This window comes from Massilia sp. UYP32 (genome assembly GCF_050434365.1).
Classification (GTDB): domain Bacteria; phylum Pseudomonadota; class Gammaproteobacteria; order Burkholderiales; family Burkholderiaceae_D; genus Telluria; species Telluria timonae.
Genome location: NZ_JBNDIK010000037.1, coordinates 1 through 20530, shown reverse-complemented (window position 1 = coordinate 20530; position 20530 = coordinate 1). Strand labels below are relative to the sequence as shown.

Annotated in this window: 14 protein-coding genes; 7 read left to right on the top strand and 7 right to left on the bottom strand. The window is 68.2% G+C overall.

From position 1 onward, the window contains the following. Positions 1 to 98 precede the first annotated feature (98 nt). Positions 99 to 596: a hypothetical protein gene (locus tag ABIB42_RS23940; protein WP_273029383.1), complete on the bottom strand. Its 498-nt coding sequence runs from the start codon at positions 594 to 596 to the stop codon at positions 99 to 101. A gap of 242 nt (positions 597 to 838) precedes the next feature. Between ABIB42_RS23940 and ABIB42_RS23935 the strand changes: the two genes are divergently transcribed. After that, the gene (locus ABIB42_RS23935; RefSeq protein ID WP_429249106.1) at positions 839 to 1777 is read left to right on the top strand and encodes a bifunctional helix-turn-helix transcriptional regulator/GNAT family N-acetyltransferase; all 939 of its coding nucleotides are present in this window, start codon (positions 839 to 841) and stop codon (positions 1775 to 1777) included. A gap of 220 nt (positions 1778 to 1997) precedes the next feature. Here the strand turns inward: ABIB42_RS23935 and uca are convergent, their stop codons facing one another. Then, complete coding sequence (uca, locus tag ABIB42_RS23930) at positions 1998 to 5606, bottom strand: urea carboxylase (RefSeq protein WP_429249105.1); 3609 nt, start codon at positions 5604 to 5606, stop codon at positions 1998 to 2000. A gap of 15 nt (positions 5607 to 5621) precedes the next feature. Then, positions 5622 to 7460 (bottom strand): allophanate hydrolase, encoded by a 1839-nt coding sequence (gene atzF, locus ABIB42_RS23925; RefSeq protein ID WP_429249104.1) that lies wholly within the window; start codon positions 7458 to 7460, stop codon positions 5622 to 5624. Between the two features lie 224 nt (positions 7461 to 7684). Here atzF and urtA point away from each other — a divergent pair, with 224 nt between their 5' ends. The 5 genes from urtA to urtE are packed head-to-tail and all read left to right on the top strand — an operon-like array spanning position 7685 to position 13151. After that, entirely contained in the window at positions 7685 to 8941 is a 1257-nt protein-coding gene (gene urtA / locus ABIB42_RS23920; RefSeq protein ID WP_429249103.1) for an urea ABC transporter substrate-binding protein, read from the top strand. Positions 8942 to 8984: 43 nt separating this feature from the next. Beyond that, positions 8985 to 10565 carry an urea ABC transporter permease subunit UrtB gene (urtB, locus tag ABIB42_RS23915; RefSeq protein ID WP_429249115.1) on the top strand — a complete coding sequence of 527 codons (1581 nt, stop codon included), beginning with the start codon at positions 8985 to 8987 and terminating at the stop codon, positions 10563 to 10565. Continuing rightward, positions 10562 to 11671, top strand: coding sequence for an urea ABC transporter permease subunit UrtC (urtC, locus tag ABIB42_RS23910; RefSeq protein WP_429249102.1), 1110 nt, complete (start codon positions 10562 to 10564; stop codon positions 11669 to 11671). Before urtB ends, urtC begins: the two co-directional genes overlap by 4 nt. Then, the gene (urtD, locus tag ABIB42_RS23905; RefSeq protein ID WP_005667080.1) at positions 11668 to 12447 is read left to right on the top strand and encodes an urea ABC transporter ATP-binding protein UrtD; all 780 of its coding nucleotides are present in this window, start codon (positions 11668 to 11670) and stop codon (positions 12445 to 12447) included. Before urtC ends, urtD begins: the two co-directional genes overlap by 4 nt. 5 nt (positions 12448 to 12452) lie before the next feature. Then, complete coding sequence (gene urtE, locus ABIB42_RS23900; protein WP_040776624.1) at positions 12453 to 13151, top strand: urea ABC transporter ATP-binding subunit UrtE; 699 nt, start codon at positions 12453 to 12455, stop codon at positions 13149 to 13151. Here the strand turns inward: urtE and ABIB42_RS23895 are convergent. The 3 genes from ABIB42_RS23895 to ABIB42_RS23885 all read right to left on the bottom strand — a co-directional run bounded on the left by ABIB42_RS23895 (position 13129) and on the right by ABIB42_RS23885 (position 19677). Beyond that, entirely contained in the window at positions 13129 to 14088 is a 960-nt protein-coding gene (locus ABIB42_RS23895) for a response regulator transcription factor (RefSeq protein ID WP_005667082.1), read from the bottom strand. The genes urtE and ABIB42_RS23895 overlap by 23 nt on opposite strands. After that, a complete protein-coding gene (locus tag ABIB42_RS23890; RefSeq protein ID WP_429249101.1) occupies positions 14072 to 17443 on the bottom strand; it encodes an ATP-binding protein in 3372 nt (1123 codons plus the stop codon). Before ABIB42_RS23890 ends, ABIB42_RS23895 begins: the two co-directional genes overlap by 17 nt. 95 nt (positions 17444 to 17538) lie before the next feature. Beyond that, positions 17539 to 19677, bottom strand: a complete 2139-nt coding sequence (locus tag ABIB42_RS23885; protein ID WP_429249100.1) for a TonB-dependent receptor domain-containing protein — start codon at positions 19675 to 19677, stop codon at positions 17539 to 17541. Positions 19678 to 19969: 292 nt separating this feature from the next. Between ABIB42_RS23885 and ABIB42_RS23880 the strand changes: the two genes are divergently transcribed. Continuing rightward, positions 19970 to 20215 carry a hypothetical protein gene (locus ABIB42_RS23880; RefSeq protein WP_005667085.1) on the top strand — a complete coding sequence of 82 codons (246 nt, stop codon included), beginning with the start codon at positions 19970 to 19972 and terminating at the stop codon, positions 20213 to 20215. On the opposite strand, the gene ABIB42_RS23875 is transcribed toward ABIB42_RS23880, so the two are convergent. After that, complete coding sequence (locus tag ABIB42_RS23875; RefSeq protein WP_429249099.1) at positions 20196 to 20420, bottom strand: NPCBM/NEW2 domain-containing protein; 225 nt, start codon at positions 20418 to 20420, stop codon at positions 20196 to 20198. The two genes, ABIB42_RS23880 and ABIB42_RS23875, sit on opposite strands and share 20 nt — an antisense overlap. Between the last annotated feature and the right edge of the window lie 110 nt (positions 20421 to 20530).

Genomic DNA, 20530 nt, shown 5'->3' with positions numbered 1-20530 from the left:
AAAAACGAGCTGGATGTAAAAAGAGCGCGATACATCCCGCTCTTTTTACCTTGTCCGTCACGACGCAGTATCAGCGCGGCTTGGCGCTGTTTCAGCGATCACTTCTGCTTGTAGTAAACACGACCCGATAACCCGATCGTGCCGGCGCCGTTGGACAAGTCTTCGGTGCCGGTCAGGTAGCCGCCGCCGGTTGCGCGAGCATAGGTGCCGGTGCCGCCGGTGATGGTGAAGGTGCCGCCGTTCATGACGTAGGCAGTGCCTGCGCCGGTGGGGACGAACTGGCCACCGTAGTTGGCGAAAATCTGGTCGCCGTTTGGATACAGCAGGACGAACTTGCCATTGCTGAAGGTGAATGTGGTGCCAGACTGGGCGAAGCAATCTCCGCCGACGAACGCGACCGGCGTTCCTTCGGCCGTCTCGCCGTGGCCGGCGAGCTTGCCGCCGAGGGTGGACGCACATTGCGGCGCAGGGCCAACTTTTTCATTGAACACGCCCTTGATTTCAAGCGCCTTGACCACGTGAGGACCGGCCGAGGCCGAGAACGAAGCGGCCATCAGGACCAGGCTGGACAGGAGGCGGAGCGAGACGGTCTTCATTAAACTTGTTCCTTGGTTGTTAAAAAATTGTTAATGGAACATAGTAAGACAAGCGAAGAATTTTTTTTACGCGCACGATTCGTTTTTTAACATTGTTGCGAGTTTTCCACGCTTACGTCATAGACCACCTCATCCCCCGAGGATCGCGCCGAACCCGGTCGCCAGCGACCTGATTCGGCCATTTTGTTGACTGAGTCAGCAATATCGCGCACAATCGGCGTGTTTCCTATGCTGGAGCATCGATGCCCGCCTCGCCAAACTCTGAAAAAATTGCGCTAGTCCGCTCGTACAACCGATTCTTCACGCGCCACATCGGTGTGCTCAGCGAAAGACTCCTGCAAACCGAATTCACCTTGACGGAGCTGCGTGTACTGTATGAGCTGGCGCATCACGGCGACCAACAACCAGCAGCCCTTTGCCGCCAGCTCGGTCTGGATCGCGGCTATTTGAGTCGTATTGTCGGGAGATTCGAGTCCGCGGGAATGGTCGCCAAGATCGCTTCTGCGGTCGACGGCCGCGCCAAGCTGCTTCACCTGACGGACCATGGCCGCGCGGTCTACGAACCACTGGATCGCCGTTCCTGCGAAGAAGTGGGGGACATGCTGGCGCGTTTTGACGAGGCTGATCAGCAACGCTTGCTCGATGCCATGGCCACGATCCAGACGCTGCTAGAGAAAAAAGGGGTCATGAAATTTGCTCAACCTTTTGTCGTGCGCACCCATCAGCCCGGGGACTTGGCGTGGATTGCCCGGCGCCACGGTGAATTCTATGTAGAGCAGCAGGGTTGGGACAGCAGCTTTGAAACAATGGTGGAACAGATTTGTGGTGATCTGGAGCACGATTTCGACCCGGCAGCCGAGCGCTGTTGGATTGCCGAAATGGGGGGAGAGCGCGTCGGTTCGATTGCGATAACGCGCAGTGGAGAGGCGGGCGTCGCAAAGCTACGTTTGCTTCTGGTGGCGGAGCAGGCGCGTGGCTCGGGATTGGGCGCGCATCTGGTTGATACATGTCACGAGTTCGCCCGGAATGCTGGCTACAGACGGATGCGTCTCTGGACGACCAACCATCAAGAGGACGCGCGCCATATCTACCGCAACAAAGGCTATGTGCTTGTCGCTGAAGAACCCGTGCATGCCTTCGGCAAGGCCATGATCAACGAGACGTGGGAACTGGATCTGTAGTGCCGAAGTAGTACCGAAGACTTGCCGCGCGCCGGCGCTCGATATCGGTCGCGCGCGGGCACTGCAGAAACATGTCGAGAATGTCTCGAGATGCCCCCCCTGGAGCGGCAAGCCCTTGAGCAGGCCGCACCCTGAAAAACATCTTGCTCGCCTCTCTGAACACGTCAGCCTTGTCCCTTCTTGGATCCGCCATGTCGAGGGTGAGGTTGGCGCCACCGGGTCACGCCGCCACCCCCGCACAGGCATCGACCGGATCGAGCGCGAACAGCGCCTGCCCCGCATGCACCATCCTGCCGGCCCGGCAATACACGGCGGTGACCGTCCCCGCGTGCGGCGCCTGCACCGAAAACTCCATCTTCATCGCCTCGAGGATGGCCACCACTTCTCCGGCCCGCACCGCCTGGCCTGGTTCCACCATCAGCTTCCACACATTCCCCGACATTTCCGCGGCGACCGTGGATCCCGCACCATCGGTCGATTCAGGCTGGTTCTCGTCCTCATGCGCCGCGCCGGCGCCCACGTCGCCATGCCACAGCGCCACCTCGGCCGCGAACGCAGCTTGCTGCCGCGCCCTGAAGGCCTCGATGGCGCCGGCATCCGCCGCCAGCCGGCGCTCGTGTTCATCCAGGTCGAACAGCGCGTCTTCGATCCGCACCTGGGCGCGCCCTGCACGGAAGTCGTCGCGGAGTCGCTCGAGCTCGGCCTCGCTCACCGGATAGAAGCGCACCCGGTCAAAGAAGCGCAGCAGCCACGGCTCGTTGCCGAACTGGCGGTTGTGCAAAAATTTATTCCAGATCGGCACCGTGCGTCCGACCAGCTGGTAGCCGCCGGGCGAATCCATCCCGTAGATGCACATATAGATGCCGCCGATTCCCACCGTGCCTTCGGCGGTATGGGTGCGCGCCGGGTTGTACTTGGAGGTCAGCAGGCGGTGGCGCGGGTCGAGCGGCACCGCGCATGGGGCGCCCAGGTAGACGTCGCCCAGGCCCATCACCATGTAGCTGGCGTCGAATATCGCGTCGCGCACCATGTCGCGGCTGTCCAGCCCATTGATGCGCTGGATGAAATCGACGTTGTTCGGCAGCCAGGGCGCCTCGGCCTTGACCGTTTCGCGGTAGCGCGCGACGGCGCCGAGCGTCGCCGAATCCTCGAACGCCAGCGGCAGGTGCACGATGCGGCTCGGCACCCGCAGGCCGGCGACGTCGGGCAGTTGCGTCTCCAGCGCCATCAGGTGACCCAGCAGCGCGGCCTGCGCCAGCACCCGGCTGTCGTAGTGGATCTGCACCGAGCGCACGCCGGGCGACAGCTCCCGCACGCCCGGCAGGCGCAGGGCGGTCAGCGCCTCCATCAGCAGGTGCACGCGCAGCCGCGCGCGCAGGTCCAGCACGTTCGGGCCGTATTCGAGCAGGATGTACTTGTCGCCGGCCTGGCGGTAGGCCACCGCCGGGCGCGTGCCGCTGGCCGGTAGCGTGGCCAGTATGCAGCTCGACATGGCGGCCGGCGCTTGCACGGGCAGGCCGGGCAGGGGGCCAAGGTCGCGAATCGCGCTATCCATGGCCAGTTCCAGCGCGAGCGCGTCGTCGAAACCGATACGCCGGAAGCGGATCGTGTCGCCCGGCTTGACCTGGCCCACCTTCCACAGCTCGGCGCGGGCGATCGTGACCGGGCACACGAAGCCGCCCAGGCTCGGCCCGTCGCAGGTGAGGATCACCGGCGTGTCGCCCGTGAAGTTGACGCTGCCGATCGCGTACACGCAGTCGTGCACGTTCGACGGGTGCAGGCCGGCCTCGCCGCCGTCGCTGCGCGTCCATTCCGGCTTCGGGCCGAGCAGGCGCACGCCCAGCCGGTTCGAGTTGTAGTGCACCTCGTAGTCGGTGGCGAAGAAGGTCGCGATGCTGTCCTCGGTGAAAAAATCCGGCGCGCCGTGCGGGCCGTACAGCACCCCGATGTCCCAGTGGCTGCCGTAGGCCGGCGCCAGCGCCGGCGCCAGCGCGCGCGGCGCGTCCAGGGGCGCAGCCCCGGGCCGGCAGATCGGCAGCACGTCGCCCACGCCCAGCGTGCGCCCCGCGTGGCCGCCGAATTTCCCGAGGACGAAGGTCGACTTGCTGCCCAGGTAGTCGGGGACGTCGAGGCCGTGGCGCAAGGCGATGTAGCTGCGGCAGCCGCTCGCCGCGCGCCCCATGCGCAGCACCTGGCCGGCGCGCACCGCGATCGGCTGCCACCAGGCCAGCGGGGCGCCGTCGTCGAGGGTGGCCTCGGCCGGCGCGCCGGTCAGCGCGATCAGCGCGTCGCCGTGGAAGCGCAGCGTCGGGCCCTGCAGCGTGCATTCGAGGCCGGCGGCATCTTCGGGATTGCCGACGATGCGGTTGGCCAGGCGAAACGCCAGGTCGTCCATCGGGCCCGAGGGCGGCACGCCGATGTCCCAGTAGCCGGCGCGGCCCGGGTAGTCCTGCACCGTGGTGTAGGTGCCGCCGCTGAGCACCTCGACCAGGGGCGAGACGTGGGTGTAGCGGTCGAGGAAGGCGGTCGATACCCGGCCTTCAATGAAGGCGCGGCTGGCCAGGATGCCGCGCAGGTAGTCGAGATTGGTGGCGCTGCCGTGCAGGCGGGTGGCGTCCAGCGCCGCCAGGAGCTTCTTGCGCGCATCCTCGCGGTCGGCGCCATGGGCGATGATCTTGGCGATCATGGGGTCGTAGTGCGCCGATACCTCGGTGCCGGTGCGTACCCAGGTGTCGACCCGCACGTGCTCCGGGAAAGCCACCTCGGTCAGCACGCCCGGCGCCGGCTGGAAGTCGCGCGCCGGGTTCTCGGCATACACCCGCACTTCGATCGCCGCGCCCTGCGGCGGCGCCAGGTCGTCTAACGAAGGCGGCTCGCCGGCGGCGATGCGGACCATCCATTCGACCAGGTCGAGGCTTGTTACGGCCTCGGTGATCGGGTGCTCGACCTGCAGGCGGGTGTTCACCTCCAGGAAGTAGAAGGCGTCGCGCGCGCCGTCGTAGATGAATTCGACGGTGCCGGCCGAGACGTAGTCGACCGCCTGGCCCAGGCGCACGGCGGCGTCCAGCATGGCGGCGCGGGTGGCCGGCGGCAGGTGCGGGGCCGGGGTCTCCTCGATCACTTTCTGGTTGCGGCGCTGCACCGAGCAATCGCGCTCGCCGAGCGCCACGACCCGGCCGCGGCCATCGCCGAAGATCTGCACTTCGACGTGGCGGGCGTCGGCGACGAAGCGCTCGATGAATACGCCGCTGTCCTTGAAGAAGTTCTGGCCCAGGCGCTGCACCGAGGCGAAGGCCGCTTCCAGCTCCGCCTCGTCGTCGCAGCGCGACAGGCCGATGCCGCCGCCCCCCGCGGTGCTCTTGAGCATGACCGGATAGCCGATCTCCAGGGCGGCCGTGCGCGCTTGCTCGATGTCCTGCAGCAGGCCGGTGCCGGGCGCGAGCGGCACCCCGGCGGCTGCCGCGATCTCGCGCGCGGTGTGCTTCAGGCCGAAGCGCCGCACCTGCTCGGGCGTCGGGCCGACGAACACGATGCCGGCCGCCGCGCACTGTTCGGCGAACGCGGTGTTCTCGGACAGGAAGCCGTAGCCCGGGATGATGGCCTGGGCGCCGGTGGCGCGTGCGATCTCGATGATGCGCTCGCCGCGCAGATAGCTCTCGGCGGCGCTGTCGCCGCCCAGGGCGACGGCCACGTCGGCGGCGGCGACGTGCAGGCTGTCGCGGTCGGCGTCCGAATGGACGGCAACCGAGCGGATACCCATTTTCTTGAGCGTGCGGGCGATGCGCACGGCGATTTCTCCGCGGTTGGCGATCAAAACAGTATGGAACATGGTGGCGTACTCCGTTCAGGGTGGCGGCGGATGGTCGGCGGGTGAGCGGCGGGCGATATAGGCGCGCCAGCCGCCCAGCGCCGTGATGTCCTCGGCGCCGGCGGTGGCCCAGGCTTCGCACACGAAGCCCTGCACGCTGCGGCCATTGGCCAGTTCCAGCGTGCCGATGCCCAGCGGCGCCTGGATCGAGGCCACGAAAGAGCCGAAGCGTTCGACCGGCATCGCCCACAGTTCGAGCGCGATCGGGGCGCCGTCGCCGGTGCGCACCAGGCCCGGCTTGGGCGGGACCGTGCCGGGCAGCGCGTACAGGCGGTAGGCGGGCGAGGTGTGGGCGGTCTCCAGCAATACCGCACCGCGTTCGGCCAGTTGCCAGTTGAGCGGCATGCCCGACAGGTGCGCGCCGACCACCGCGACCACGACCTGTCCTTCGAGCGCCGGCGCCGGCGCCGCCGGCAGGGGCAGCGGCCGCTTCGACGCCCCGCGCAGCCAGGGCGAGGCCGCCTGCCAGCGCCGGCCGAACTCCAGCAGGCGCGCCTCGTGCCAGCCGGGGGCGATCAGGGTGAGGCCGGCCGGCAGGCCGTCGGCGCGCATCCCGGCCGGCACCGCGATCGCGCTCCAGTCCAGCAAGTTGACGAAGTTGGTGTACACACCCATGCGCGAATTCAGGGCCACCGGGTCGGCCAACACGTCCTCGATCGTGGGGATGGTGGGCGCGGTCGGCACCAGCAGGCCGTCGAGGCCCGCCATCAGGGCTTCGGCCTGGCGCGCCAGCGCCATGCGCCGGTACTCGGCCTGGTAGGCGTCGACCGCGCTGAAACCGGTGGCCCCGGCGACGATGGCGCGCACGGTCGGATGCACCGACTCGGGATGGTCTTGCATCAGGCTTTCGATCGCGGCGTAGCGCTCGCCCACCCATGGCCCTTCGTAGAGCAGCGCGGCCGTCTCGAACAGCGGGCTAAAGTCGACCGGCTTGAGTTCCACGCCATCGGCTTCGAGGCGCCGCAGCGCGTCCTCGTGCGCCTGGCGCGCGTGGCTGTCGCCGAACCAGTCGGGATCGAGCGGCACGCCCAGCACCGGCCGCGCCGGCCACGCCGCCGGGCGTGGCGGCGCGCGGCGCGAATAGGGATCGTCGGCGTCGTAGCCGGCCATGATGCGCAGCGCCGCGGCGGCGTCGTCCACGCCGAGGGCCAGCACGGTGATGCAGTCGAGCGAGCGGCAGGCCGGGACCAGGCCGCGGGTGGACACCAGTCCGCGCGTCGGCTTCAAGCCCACCAGGTTGTTGTGGCCGGCTGGGACCCGGCCCGAGCCGGCGGTGTCGGTGCCGAGCGCGAACGGCACCAGGCCGCGCGCCACGACCGAGGCCGAGCCCGAACTCGAGCCGCCGCTGATGTAGGCCGGATCGAAGGCGTTGGGCACCGCGCCATGGGGCGAGCGGGTGCCCACCAGGCCGGTGGCGAACTGGTCGAGGTTGGTCTTGCCGATCACCACCGCGCCGGCCGCTTCCAGGCGCTCGATGACGGCGGCGCTGGCCTCGGGCAGGTAGGCGAAATCGGGGCAGGCGCAGGTGGTCGGCAGGCCGGCCACGTCGATATTGTCTTTTACCGCGAACGGCACGCCGTACAGCGCAAGACTGTCGTCCCCTGCCGCTTCACGCTGCTGCGCCAGCCGTTCCAGGCGCGCGGCGAGCGCGGCGTGATCGAGGCGTGTGATCCAGGCCGGGTCGGCGTCGTCCAGGGCGGCGACCAGCGGCGCCAGCAGCGCGGCCGGCTCGGCGCCGTTGCGGTAGGCGGCGGCCCAATCGGCCAGCGTCCAGAACGCGGTGGAAAGGGGAGGAGCGCTTGGGTGTTTGTCCATGATATGCCTGTGGGGTTGGCGGTCAGTTGCGAGAACGCTGTGCGCTGCCTCGTCAGTATCCCGGGCCGGCCACGCGGGCTCAATACGCTAAGTGACGTAGATAAGTGACGTAGATAAGTGACGTAGATCGGCGCCGGTCGCGCCACTACGTCAGTTGACGTATGGGCGGGGCTGGTGCGCCTCGCTAAGCTTTTCGCATTCCTCATCCACCAGGAGCACTCCCCATGCAACAGCGCCGCCGTTTCATCGCCAGCCTGACCCGCATCGCCGCCGCCACCGCCGTGCTGGGCGGCAGCCTGCCGGCCGTGGCCGCCGACACCATCAAGGTCGGCATCCTGCATTCGCTGTCCGGCACCATGGCGATCTCGGAAACCACGCTCAAGGACGTGGCCCTGATGGCCATCGAGGAAATCAACGCCAGGGGCGGGGTGCTGGGCCGCAAGCTCGAGCCGGTGGTGGTCGATCCGGCCTCGAACTGGCCGCTGTTCGCCGAGAAGGCGCGCCAGCTGATCGCCAAGGACAAGGTGGCCGCGGTGTTCGGCTGCTGGACCTCGGTGTCGCGCAAGTCGGTGCTGCCGGTGTTCAAGGAACTCAATGGCCTGCTGTTCTACCCCGTGCAGTACGAAGGCGAAGAGCTCGAGAAGAACGTGTTCTACACCGGCGCCGCGCCCAACCAGCAGGCGATTCCCGCGGTCGAATACCTGATGAGCAAGGACGGCGGCGGGGCGCGCCGCTTCGTCCTGCTCGGCACCGACTATGTGTATCCGCGCACCACCAACAAGATCCTGCGCGCTTTCCTGAAAAGCAAAGGGGTGAAGGACAGCGACATCCAGGAAGCGTATACGCCGTTCGGCCATGCCGACTACCAGACGATCGTCGCCAACATCAAGAAGTTCTCGGCGGGCGGCAAGACCGCCGTGATCTCGACCATCAACGGCGACTCCAACGTCCCGTTCTACAAGGAGCTGGGCAACGCCGGCCTGAAGGCGACCGAGGTGCCGGTGGTGGCGTTCTCGGTCGGCGAGGAAGAGTTGCGCGGCGTCGATACCCGGCCGCTGGTCGGCCACCTGGCGGCCTGGAATTACTTCGGGTCGGTGAAGAACCCGGTCAACGCCGACTTCACCAGAAAGTGGCGCGCCTACGCGGCCGCCAAAAAGCTGCCGAACGCGGACAAGGCGGTCACCAACGACCCGATGGAAGCGACCTATGTCGGCATCCACATGTGGGCGCAGGCGGTCGAGAAGGCGAAGTCGGTCGACACCGACAAGGTGATCGCGGCCATGGCGGGCCAGTCGTTCAAGGCGCCGTCCGGGTTCACGCTGACCATGGATGCGAGCAACCATCACCTGCACAAGCCGGTGATGATCGGCGAGATCAGGGCCGACGGCCAGTTCAACGTGGTCTGGAAGAGCAAGGCGCCGATCCGCGCCCAGCCCTGGAGCCCCTATATCAAGGGCAACGAGAGCAAACAGAAGCTGTGACCGGCGCCGACTTTCAACGCCGAGACCGGGGAGAAGCCGCATGATGGTTCACCTGCTACGCGCACTGCTGGGCGCTGCCGCATTCTGGCTCTGGCTGGCGGCCGGCGCCGCCCTGGCCGCGCCGGCCGGCGTGGCGCCGGCGCTGCTGCAGCCGCTGGCCGGCGACGATCCCGACGCCCGGGTCGAGGCGGTGGCGGCGCTCGGCGCGCTGGCGACGCCGCAGGCGGCGGAGTTGCTGCGCGCGCTGCAAAACGACGCCCTGTACGCCACCGCCGACGGGCAGGTCGGCATCGCCGGCCCGCAGGGCGAGATGCCCGAGGGCGCCGAGACGATCGTCGTCAACAACCGCCTGCGCACCGCCATCGCGGCGGCGCTCTCCGGAATGGACCTGATGGCGCCGCAGGGCGCGCGGCGGCTGGCGGCGGCGCGCGCCATGCTCGCCGCCGAGCCCGACCCGGCCCAGCTGCCGCTGGCGCGGCGCGCCCTGGCCGCGGAAACCGATGACGCGGTGCGCGCGCTGCTGGCGCTGCTGGTGGCGCGCGCCGGCCTGGGCGCGGACGATCCGGCGCAACGCCGCGTCGCCGCGCAGCAGCTGGGAGAGCTCGGCGGCGCCGCCCAGCGTCCGCTGCTGCAGGCGCTGCTGGAGCCGGGCGCCGAGCCGATTGATGCGGTGCGGGTCGCCGCGGCCCGGGCGCTGGCCGTCCTCGACGGCCGCCTGCGCCGCGCCGACCTGGCCGGCCACCTGTTCCAGGGACTGTCGCTGGGCAGCGTGCTGCTGCTGGCCGCGCTGGGGCTGGCCATCACCTTCGGCCTGATGGGCGTGATCAATATGGCGCATGGCGAACTGCTGATGATCGGGGCCTACACGACCTGGCTGGTGCAGACCCTGTTCCGGCGCTACCTGCCGGACGCGCTCGATCTGTACCTGCTGGCGGCGTTGCCGGCCGCTTTCGCGGTGGCGGCCCTGGCCGGCATGGCGATCGAGCGCACAGTGATCCGCTGGCTGTATGGCCGTCCGCTGGAAACCCTGCTCGCCACCTGGGGCATCAGCCTGGTGCTGATGCAGGGTGTGCGCACGCTGTTCGGGGCCCAGAACGTCGAGGTGGCCAATCCGGCCTGGATGTCGGGCGGGGTGACGGTGCTCGGCTCGCTGGTGCTGCCCTACAACCGCATCGCGATCATCGTGTTCGCGATCCTGGTGACGGCCGCCGTCTGGCTGCTGCTCAACGCCACCCGGCTCGGGCTGTTCGTGCGCGCCGTGATGCAGAACCGGCGCATGGCCGACTGCGTCGGCGTGCCCACCGGGCGCATCGACATGCTGACCTTCGGCCTGGGTTCCGGCATCGCCGGCCTGGGCGGCGTGGCGCTGTCGCAGCTGGGCAACGTCGGTCCCGACCTGGGCCAGGCCTACATCATCGATTCGTTCATGGTGGTGGTGCTGGGCGGCGTCGGCCAGTTGGCCGGCACCGTGATCGCGGCGCTCGGCCTGGGCGAATTGAACAAGCTGCTGGAGCCGCTCGCCGGCGCCGTGCCGGCCAAGATCGGCATCCTGGTGTTCATCGTCGTCTTCATCCAGCTGCGGCCGCAGGGACTGTTCGCCCTCAAGGGAAGGAGCGTGGAATGACGAAGCCGAGGACCTTCACGGGCGTATCGATCGCCGCGCTGGCGCTGCTGGCGGCGCTGTTGCCGCTGCTGCACCTGGCGTTTCCGCCCGAGCATGCGCTGCACGTCTCCGGCTATACGCTGGCGCTGGTCGGCAAGTTCATGTGCTACGCGCTGGCCGCGCTGGCGCTCGACCTGGTGTGGGGCTACACCGGCATCCTGTCGCTGGGCCACGCGCTGTTCTTCGCGCTGGGCGCCTACGCCCACGGCATGTACCTGATGCGCGCGATCGGCCGCGACGGCGTGTACGGCAGCGCGCTGCCCGACTTCATGGTCTTTCTCGACTGGCAGGAACTGCCCTGGTTCTGGGCCATGACCGACAGCTTCTGGTACTGCATGGCGCTGGTGGTGCTGGCGCCGGGTGTGCTGGCCTTCGTGTTCGGCTACTTCGCCTTCCGCTCGCGCATCAAGGGCGTGTATTTCTCGATAATCACGCAGGCCCTGGCGTATGCCGGCATGCTGCTGTTCTTCCGCAACGATACCGGCTTCGGCGGCAACAACGGCTTCACCGACTTTCGCCGCATCCTGGGCTACGACATCACGGCGCCAGGCACCCGCGCCGCGCTGTACCTGGCCACATTGGCCTTCATGGTCGGCGCGCTGTGCCTGTGCCGCTGGCTGGTCGCCTCGCGCCTGGGCCGCATATTGCAGGGTGTGCGCGACGCCGAGCCGCGCCTGATGTTCCTGGGCTACGACCCCTTGTGGTTCAAGCTGTTCGTGTGGACCCTGTCGGCGGTATTGTGCGGCATCGCCGGCGCGCTGTACGTGCCGCAGGTCGGCATCGTCAATCCGTCCGAGATGTCGCCGGCGAACTCGATCGAGATGGTGATCTGGGTGGCGGTGGGCGGCCGCGGCACGCTGCTGGGGGCGATCCTGGGCGCATTCACCGTGAATGGCCTCAAGAGCTGGTTCACCGCCGCCTTTCCCGACCTGTGGCTGTTCGCGCTCGGCCTGCTGTTCATCCTGGTCACGCTCCTGATGCCGAAGGGCCTGCTCGGACTGCGCCTTCCGCGCCGGCGGCCGGCGCCGGCCGCGCACGAGGCGCCAACACTGGAGGAAGCGGCATGAGAGTCGCCCATGACGACACATTAGACGCCAGCCACGGCGCCATCCTGTACCTGGAGGATGTGAGCGTCAGCTTCGATGGCTTTCGCGCCCTGAACCGGCTGACGCTCGACATCTCGGTGGGCGAGCTGCGCTGCATCATCGGTCCCAATGGCGCCGGCAAGACGACGATGATGGACGTCATCACCGGCAAGACGCGACCGGGTTCGGGGCGCGTGTGGTTCGGCCAGCGCCACGACCTGGCCCTGCTCAGCGAACACCAGATCGCGCGCGCCGGCATCGGCCGCAAGTTCCAGCGCCCGACCGTGTTCGAATCGCATACGGTGTTCGAGAACCTGGAGCTGGCGCTCAGGATGGACAAGCGGGTGCGCGCCTGCCTGTTCGCGCGCCTCGATGGCGAACAGCGCGACCGCATCGGCGCGGTGCTGCGCCAGATCCGCCTCGAAGATCACGCCTGGCGCGCGGCCGGCCTGCTGTCGCACGGCCAGAAGCAGTGGCTCGAGATCGGCATGCTGCTGATCCAGGAGCCGGCGTTGATACTGCTCGACGAGCCGGTGGCCGGCATGTCCGATGCCGAGACCGCGCGCACCGCCGAACTGCTCGACGAGCTGCGCGGACGGCACTCGATCATGGTGGTGGAGCACGACATGGGCTTCGTCGCCGAGATCGCCCGCCAGGGCAAGGTCACGGTGCTGCACGAAGGCGCGGTGCTGGCCGAGGGCCGCATGGACGAAGTGCAGGCCGACGAACGTGTGATCGAAGTCTACCTGGGACGCTGACCATGATGCTGCAAGCCGATGACCTGAACCAGTACTATGGCTCTTCGCACACCCTGCGCGGCGTATCGCTGGCGCTCGCGCAGGGCCAGTGCCTGGCCCTGCTGGGCCGCAACGGCGTGGGCAAGACCACGCTGCTCAAATGCCTGATGGGCGTGCTGCCTGTTGCCTCCGGACGAGTCCGGCTCGCCGGCCGCGACATCACGCGCCTCAGCCCGCATGCGCGCGCCGCCGCCGGCATCGCCTATGTGCCGCAGGGCCGCGAGATCTTCGCGCGCCTGACGGTGGAAGAGAACCTGCGCATGGGCATGGCCGGCCTGCCGGGCCGCGCGGCACGCCACATCGATCCCGAGGTGTACGTCCTGTTTCCGGTATTGAAGGACATGCTGCGGCGGCGCGGGGGCGACCTGTCGGGCGGCCAGCAGCAGCAGCTGGCGATCGCGCGCGCGCTGCTGCAGCGCCCGCGCCTGTTGATCCTCGACGAGCCGACCGAGGGCATCCAGCCGTCGATCATCAAGGACATCGAGCGCGTGATAGGCCTGCTGCGCGCGCGCGGCGACATGGCGATCCTGCTGTGCGAGCAGTACTTCGACTTCGCCCATGCGCTGGCCGACCGCTACCTGGTGCTGTCGCGCGGCGCGGTGGTCGCGGCCGGCGCGCGCGCGACCATGGACAGCGACGAGGTCAGGCGGCACCTGGCGGTCTAGCGGACCGTCCTGCCGCCGCCGGACGCGACATCGCGAGCGAGGCCGCCGCCGTGCGCGTCTCGACGCCGAGCTTGGCGAATACGTGCTCGAGATGCTTGTTGACCGTGCGCGGACTGGTGCCGAGGATGTCGCCGATGTCGCGGTTGGTCTTGCCCTTGCTGACCCAGTGCAGCACCTCGGCTTCGCGCCGGGTCAGCGTGAATCCGGCCATCAGGCCCTGGACCTGGGCGGCGTCGGACTCCTCGCGCAGCACCATCGAGTAGCAGCCGCCCTCGAGCGCTTCGGCCAGTTCGAAGCCGAGGCGGCGCGTGCCCTGCGCCAGCACCAGCGGCGCCGGCTCCTGCCCCTGCTCGCGGGCGGCGACGGCCTCGCGCAGCCAGAGCGCCACGCGCGCCGGCATGCCGGCCCCGGCGCCCTCCGGGAACCAGGCCTGCAGCCACTGGCGCGCCAGCGGCGTCTGCCACGCGATGCGGCCGTCCAGGCCGGCCACCAGCACCGCGTGGCCGAAGGCGTCGAGCGCACTGCGCGCCTGGGTGACCAGGCTGGCGGTGCGCATGTGGGCGCCGATGCGGGCCAGCACTTCGCTCTGGCGCACCGGCTTGGTCACGTAGTCGGCGACGCCGGCCTGGAATGCGGCGAGGATGTGTTCGTCCTCGGTGAGGCCGGTCATGAACACCACGGGAATGGCGCGCGTGCGCAGGTCGGCCTTGAGCTGGCGGCAGACCTCGAAGCCATCCATGCCGGGCATCACGGCGTCGAGCAGCACGATGTCGGGCAGCAGTGCGCGCGCCCGCTCCAGCGCGGTGGCGCCGTTGTTGGCCACCACCACCGCGTAACCCGATTCGTCCAGCGCATCGTGCAGCACGGCGAGGTTGTCGGGGACGTCGTCCACCACCAGCACCACCGGGCCCGGTGGTCGTTCAATCGTTTGCGGCATGGGATTCTCCGGTGTCGATCAGGCGTGTCATGGCGTCGAGGTCGAGGCGGGCCGCATGCCCGCGCATCAGCTCGACGAAGTCGTGGTGCGCCGCGCCGAGCGCGGCGAGGCGATCCAGTTCGGCGCGCACGCCGCGCACGTAGCCGGCCGCGAGCTGGGCGCGCAGCGCGGCCAGTGCGCCAGGCGCAGGCGGGCGAGGCGGGGCGCCTGCGGTCGCGGGTGCGGGTGCGGGTGCAGGGGCGGCGCCGAGCCAGTCGAGCCGCAGGCGCCGTCCGATCCAGTCGAGCAGCTCGTCGACCTGGACCGGCTTGGTGAAGAAATCGTCGGCGCCGATGCCGGCCGGATTCGGCAAGCCCTTGTCGTAGGCGTTGGCCGAGACGATCGCGATCGGGGCCAGGCATCCGTGCTCGGTGCGCAGCAGGTGGCTGGTCTCCCAGCCGTCGATGCCCGGCATGGCGAGGTCCATCAGGATCAGGTCGGGGGCGAAGCCGGCCTGGCGCTGCAGGCATTCGGCGCCCGATGCCGCCTGGCCGACCACGAAGCCCAGCGGCGCCAGCAACTGGACCAGGAATTCGCGATCGTTGCGCTCGTTGTCCACCACCAGGATGCGGCGCCGGGCGCCGGCATAGCCGTGGCGCCGCGCTGGCGCATCGGTCTGACCAGTAGCAGGACTGTGCGCGTCGCCATGCACGCGCGGCAGGAGCAGGCGCACCGCGAACACGCTGCCGCCGCCGGCGCTTGGGCGCAGCGTCAGTTCGCCGCCCATCAGCTCGGTGAGCAGCTTGCTGATGGGCAGGCCCAGTCCGGTGCCGGCGCTGTCGCCGGCATTGCCCGCGCTGCCGCGCGTGAACGGCTCGAAGATGCTTTCCACCTCTTCGGGCAGGATGCCGGGCCCGGAATCCTCGACCTCGAAGTACGCCATGTCGCGCGCATAGCGCAGGCGGAACACGATCGCACCGCGCGCCGTGAACTTGACGGCGTTACCGAGGAGATTGATCAGGATCTGGCTGAGCCGCTTGCGGTCGGCCCGTACCAGCGGCGGCAGCACGCCGTCGCATGCATGGACGAAGGCCAGGCCCTTGCCGGCGGCCTGCTGCTCGAACATGCGCACCAGTTGGCCGATGAAAGCGTCGAAGCGGAGCGGGCGCATGTCGATGCTGAGCTTGCCGCCCTCGATGCGTGCGATATCGAGCGTTCCCTCGATCAGCGACAGCAGGTGTTCGCCGCTGCCGCGGATCACCCGGATCGCCTGGCGGCGGTGGTCGGGAATGGACGGGTCGTCGTCGAGCAGCTGGGCGTAGCCGAGGATGCTGTTGAGCGGGGTGCGGATCTCATGGCTGATGCCGGCGATGTAGCGGCTCTTGGCCTGATTGGCCTGGTCGGCCTGCTTCTTGGCCTGCTGCGCTTCTTCCTGCGCCACGCGCCGGCTCTGGCTGTTGAGCACCAGCCACCAGGCGATGATGGCGCTGACCAGCAGCAGCGCGCCGAACAGCTTCACGAACGCCAGCTGCAGCGGCGCCAGCAGGCGGACGTCGCCGCTCCTCGTCAGGGCGGCGGCTTCGTGCAGGTAGAGCGTGCCGAGGAGGGCGCCCAGGAACAGCACGGTGACCGTCATCAAGAGCAGGTAGTGACCGAGCCCGCCGCCCAGGTAGGGCCAGCTGGCGCGCGGCAGCAGCCAGCGCATGGCCGCCTGCCACTGCACGGCGATGCGCGCCTGGGGCTTGCAGGCGTCGTCGCAGCGGGCATCGAGGCAGCAGCACAGCGAGCAGATCGCGCCGCCGTAGGCCGGGCACTGCGCCATGTCCTCCGGTTCGTACTCCTTCTCGCAGATGCTGCACACGGTGCTGCGCGGCGGGTCGGTGTGCGGCTGGCGCGCCATGTAGTAGCGGCCGCGGGTGGCGTGGGCGATGACAGGTGCCGCGATGAAGGCGGTGGCGAGGGCGATGAAGGCCGAGAAGGCCTGGGCGGTGGCGCCGAACAGGCCGCCGAAGGCGGCGATCGACAGGACGGAGGCCAGCAGCATGGCGCCGACGCCGACCGGATTGATGTCGTACAGGTAGGCGCGCCGGAACTCGATGCCGGGCGGACTCACGCCGAGCGGCTTGTTGATCACCAGGTCGGCCACCACCGCCGCGATCCAGGCGATGGCGACGTTCGAGAACAGGGCCAGCACCAGGTCGAGCGCCTGGAACACGTTCATCTCCATCAGCAGCACCGCGATCAGGGCATTGAAGCAGGCCCAGACCACGCGCCCGGGATGGCTGTGGGTCAGGCGCGCGAAGAAGTTCGACCAGGCCAGCGAACCGGCATAGGCGTTGGTCATGTTGATCTTGATCTGCGAGACCACGACGAACAGCACGGTCGCCAGCAGCGCCGCGCCATGGCTGTCGAAGAACTCCCCGAATCCGGCCAGGTACATATGGGTTGGATTGACGGCATCGGCCAGGCTGGCGCCGCCCTCGATCGCCAGCAGGGCGAGCAGGGCTCCGGCCAGCATCTTGAGGATGCCGAGCACGATCCAGCCGGGACCGGCGACCAGCACGCCCAGGTGCCAGCCGAGTGTGGGCTTGCTTTGAGGCGGCATGAAGCGCAGGAAGTCGACCTGTTCGCCGATCTGGGTGATCAAGGCCACGCCGACGGCGGTCGCGGCACCAAAAGCGAGCATGTCGAAGCCGCCATGGCCGCCCTGTGCACCGCCGAAGTGCAGCAGCTCGGCCGGCAACTCCGGGCGCTTCACCAGGATCGCGATGAAGGGCAGGGCCATCAGCCCGAGCCAGAGCGGCTGGGTCAGCATCTGGATGCGGCTGATCAGGGTCACGCCATGCGTCACCAGCGGCACCACCACCAGCGCGCTGGCCAGGTAGCCGAGCCACAGGGGCAGGCCGAAGTACAGTTCGAGCGCATAGGCCATGATGGCCGCTTCCAGCGCGAACAGGATGAAGGTGAACGAGGCGTAGACGAAGGACGAGACGGTCGAGCCGATATAGCCGAAGCCGGCGCCGCGCGTGAGCAGGTCCATGTCGACGCCGTGGCGCGCCGCATAGTAGCTGATCGGCAGGCCGGTCAGGAAGATGATCAGCCCCACCGCCAGGATCGCCCAGAAGGCGTTGATGAAACCGTACTGCAGGGCGATGGTGCCGCCGATCGCTTCGAGCACCAGGAAGGAGATGGCGCCGAAGGCGGTATTGGCGACCCGGAACACCGACCATTTGCGAAATGCGCGCGGGGTAAAGCGCAACGCATAATCCTCGATGGTCTCGTCGGCGACCCAGGTATTGTAGTCGCGCCGGATCTTGACGATGCGCTGGACCGGCTGGGCGCCCGGCTTGCCGGGGTGTGGGGCGGATGCGCTCATGGGCGGAGGAATGGTGGGTTCTCCAACCCGGAACGCAATTTATGTGCCAGAACCCGGGCTACGGCCCGCCACGCGCCCGCTTCTTTATCGCCGCGTCAGAAGAAATACCGCAGCGATGCACCGCCGCTGGCCTCTGGCACCGTGGTGACCACCAGTCCGGCCGCCGTGCCATAGGCGATGTCGCTGGCGAACCTGTGCGGCTGCAGCGTCGCGAACAGCGCGCCCTGGAACTTGCCGATGTCGTAGGTCGCCTTGACGTCGTAGCGCACATAGGTCGGCATATCGCGTTCGTATAGCGGCGTGCCCATGTAGTAGGGATTGCCGGCCGTGACATACACGTCGCCGGCCAGCGTCAGGCGGCCCGGTCCCAGTGCGCTGCGGTACTGCACGCCGGCCTTCCAGGTATGCTCCGGCACCGACAGGCGGGCGCCGGCGCCGGGGGCCGGGTTGTCCAGGCGCGCGCGCAGGATGCGGCCATAGTTCAGGTAGGTACTGAAGGCGCTGCTGAACTGGTAGCGCAGGTCGAGTTCGACGCCGCGGCGGGTGGTCTGGCCCGAGGCCACGAACACGTCGGGCGCGGTGTTGACGATCTCGTCGTCGTTCTGGATGGTGTAGAACGCGCCGGACACGCTCAGGCCGTCGAGCGGCCTGGCGTTGAACCCGACATCGTGCGAGCGGACCCGGCTCGGATCGATGCCGGCGTTGATGCGTCCGCCCGCAGCGCCCAACGGTCCCAGGCTGCCGCTGGTGCTGATCTGCTCGGCGGCCGGCGAGCGAAAGCCCTGCGCGATATTGGCGTACAGTTCCAGGTCGGGCGCGACGATCCAGATCGCGCCGTACTTCGGCGTGATCACCGAACCCTTGTAGCCGGTCGACGCGGCCGGCAGCTTGAGGTTGACCAGGTCGTAGTCGAAACGGTCGTAACGCGCGCCGCCATGCAGCTTGACGGTGGGCAGTACCCGGTACTGGCCCTGCACGAACACGCCGTAGGTCAGCAGGTCCAGGTCCTGGTTGTTGACGTAGTTGGCGGTCGGCTGGCGTTCGCGGTACTGCTGGCGATACGCGTCGCCCTTGTCCTTGCGCGCCTCGGCGCCCAGCGTCAGCACGGCGGCGTCGCCGAAGGCCCAGGTGTTGCCGCCGCGCGCGCCGTAGATGCCGCGGTCGTCGTAGCCGTAGGTGTGCTGGGTGGTGCTGGTCTGGATCGCGCGGCTGCGCTCGAAGTCCTCGGCGTAGGCGGTGGCGAACCAGCCGGCCTCCCCGGATGCCGGGCGGCGGTTGAACACCAGGGTCTTGCGCTGCGCGGCGCCGAAGCCGGGCAGGTCGTACATCGTCGAATGCGGATCGAGCCCGGCCTGCATGGCCGGCAGCGACAGGTAGCCGGCGCCGGCGGAGTCGGACTTGTAGTACGTGGCGCGCAGGCTGTAGACGCCGTCGCCGATCGTGGTCGACAGTTTCCAGAACAGGTTGCTGCGATCGGTAAAGGCGCCGTGGCGGAAGCCATCGAGGCTGTAGCGGTCGGCCACGACCAGCGAGCGCAGCTTGCCATGCTCGCCCGAGAGCACCAGCGAGCCACGCCGCCCGCCATAGCTTTCCACGGTCACCGTGGCGCTCGAGGGCGTGGCGGCGCCGCCTTCGCGGGTGCGGATCGCCACCGCGCCGGCGCGGTTCTGGTCGCCAAACAGCGCCGAGACCGGTCCCTTGATGACGTCGATCGTGTCGATCATGTCGCCGGTCATCCACTCGAGAAATGCCGGGCCGTGGCCGGCGCCGCCCTGGCTGGACGGGGTGTTCTGCGGCACGCCGTCGATGTAGATCGCGGTGTCGGCGCCGTGCGTGCCCTGGGTGGCGAAGCCGCGCATGCGAAACCCGTTGCCGGTGTCGCCCTGGTCGATATTGTTGGCGACCACGCCTGGCACGCGCCGGAACACGTTCGAAATATCGCGTCCGATGTCCAGCGTGGCGAGGTCTTCCGACGTCACCGTGGTGACGCCGCCGGGCAGCGACCTGGCGCCGGTGCCAGGCGCCAGGCGCTCGTCCTCGCTGCGCTGCCCCTTGACTTCGACGACCTGGGCCGGGTCGGCGGATGCGGCGGCGGCCATGTCTTCCGCCAGCGCCGGCGCGGCCAGCGCGCAGGTGAGCATGACGGCATGCGGAATCGCGCGCACGTGCAGATTGAGGTCGTTGACGACGGTGCGCTCGCCGTAGCGTTTGGTCAGGTGGTCGATTCTGATCATAGGGGTGTGATGGTGAAGGCGGGGCGCCGGGATGCGGGAATCGGAGACGCACAAGGGCCGTCAGGACGATGTGCCTCCTTAATGAGAATGATATCTCATTATCAAAAATGTGTAAATGTGCTGCTCCGTCGCGGACGGGCGAGGGGAGGGCAGGGCCATCGGAACACGTTGCAACGATGGTCCGTCATGATGTGACCGCTGGAGTATCGACGTTAACGGCGCCGGTCTTTCAGCCGCTCGCCAACCACACGCCGTAAAATGCGGTCTTGATCCACCACGTATAAAACATCACATGGAAACCATCGACCAGCGTTACCTCGTCCAGCAAAAAAAACGCACCGAGGAAGGAAAGCCGCCCGTATTCGCCAAGGTAATGCGCAGCAAAGAGGGCAAGTTCGAAGGCGTGTCCTTTATCAGAAACAAAGAAAAGGCCACCGTCATGACGGTGGCCGACGCTCAGGAAGTCATCGACTGGGCCGCCAGGAAGAAAGGCAACGCCCACGAATACGACACCAGGATCATCTGCGTTGGACAGTAGCCGGGGATCCGGCGGCATGCGTCAACCGGGCATCCCCCCAGGTCGCCACCACAGGCGATGCATCGGCTGCCTGTGATCCTCGCACCACGAGTTCAATGAGCTTGACGCCGCGCACGTCCGCCTTCAACAGCGGCGCCCTGGCGCCAAACGCCACCGGCGCGCTTTCGGCCAACAGCTTTCCATCGCCATACACGTAGAAGCGCACGGGCTGCCGGGTGTCTATAGTGGACCCCGAATCTGAGACGGTGGTTTAAGCTGTCGTCCGCGAAAGGATGACAGCGAATGAGTGAAGGTAAAAAACGCAGGGTGCACAGC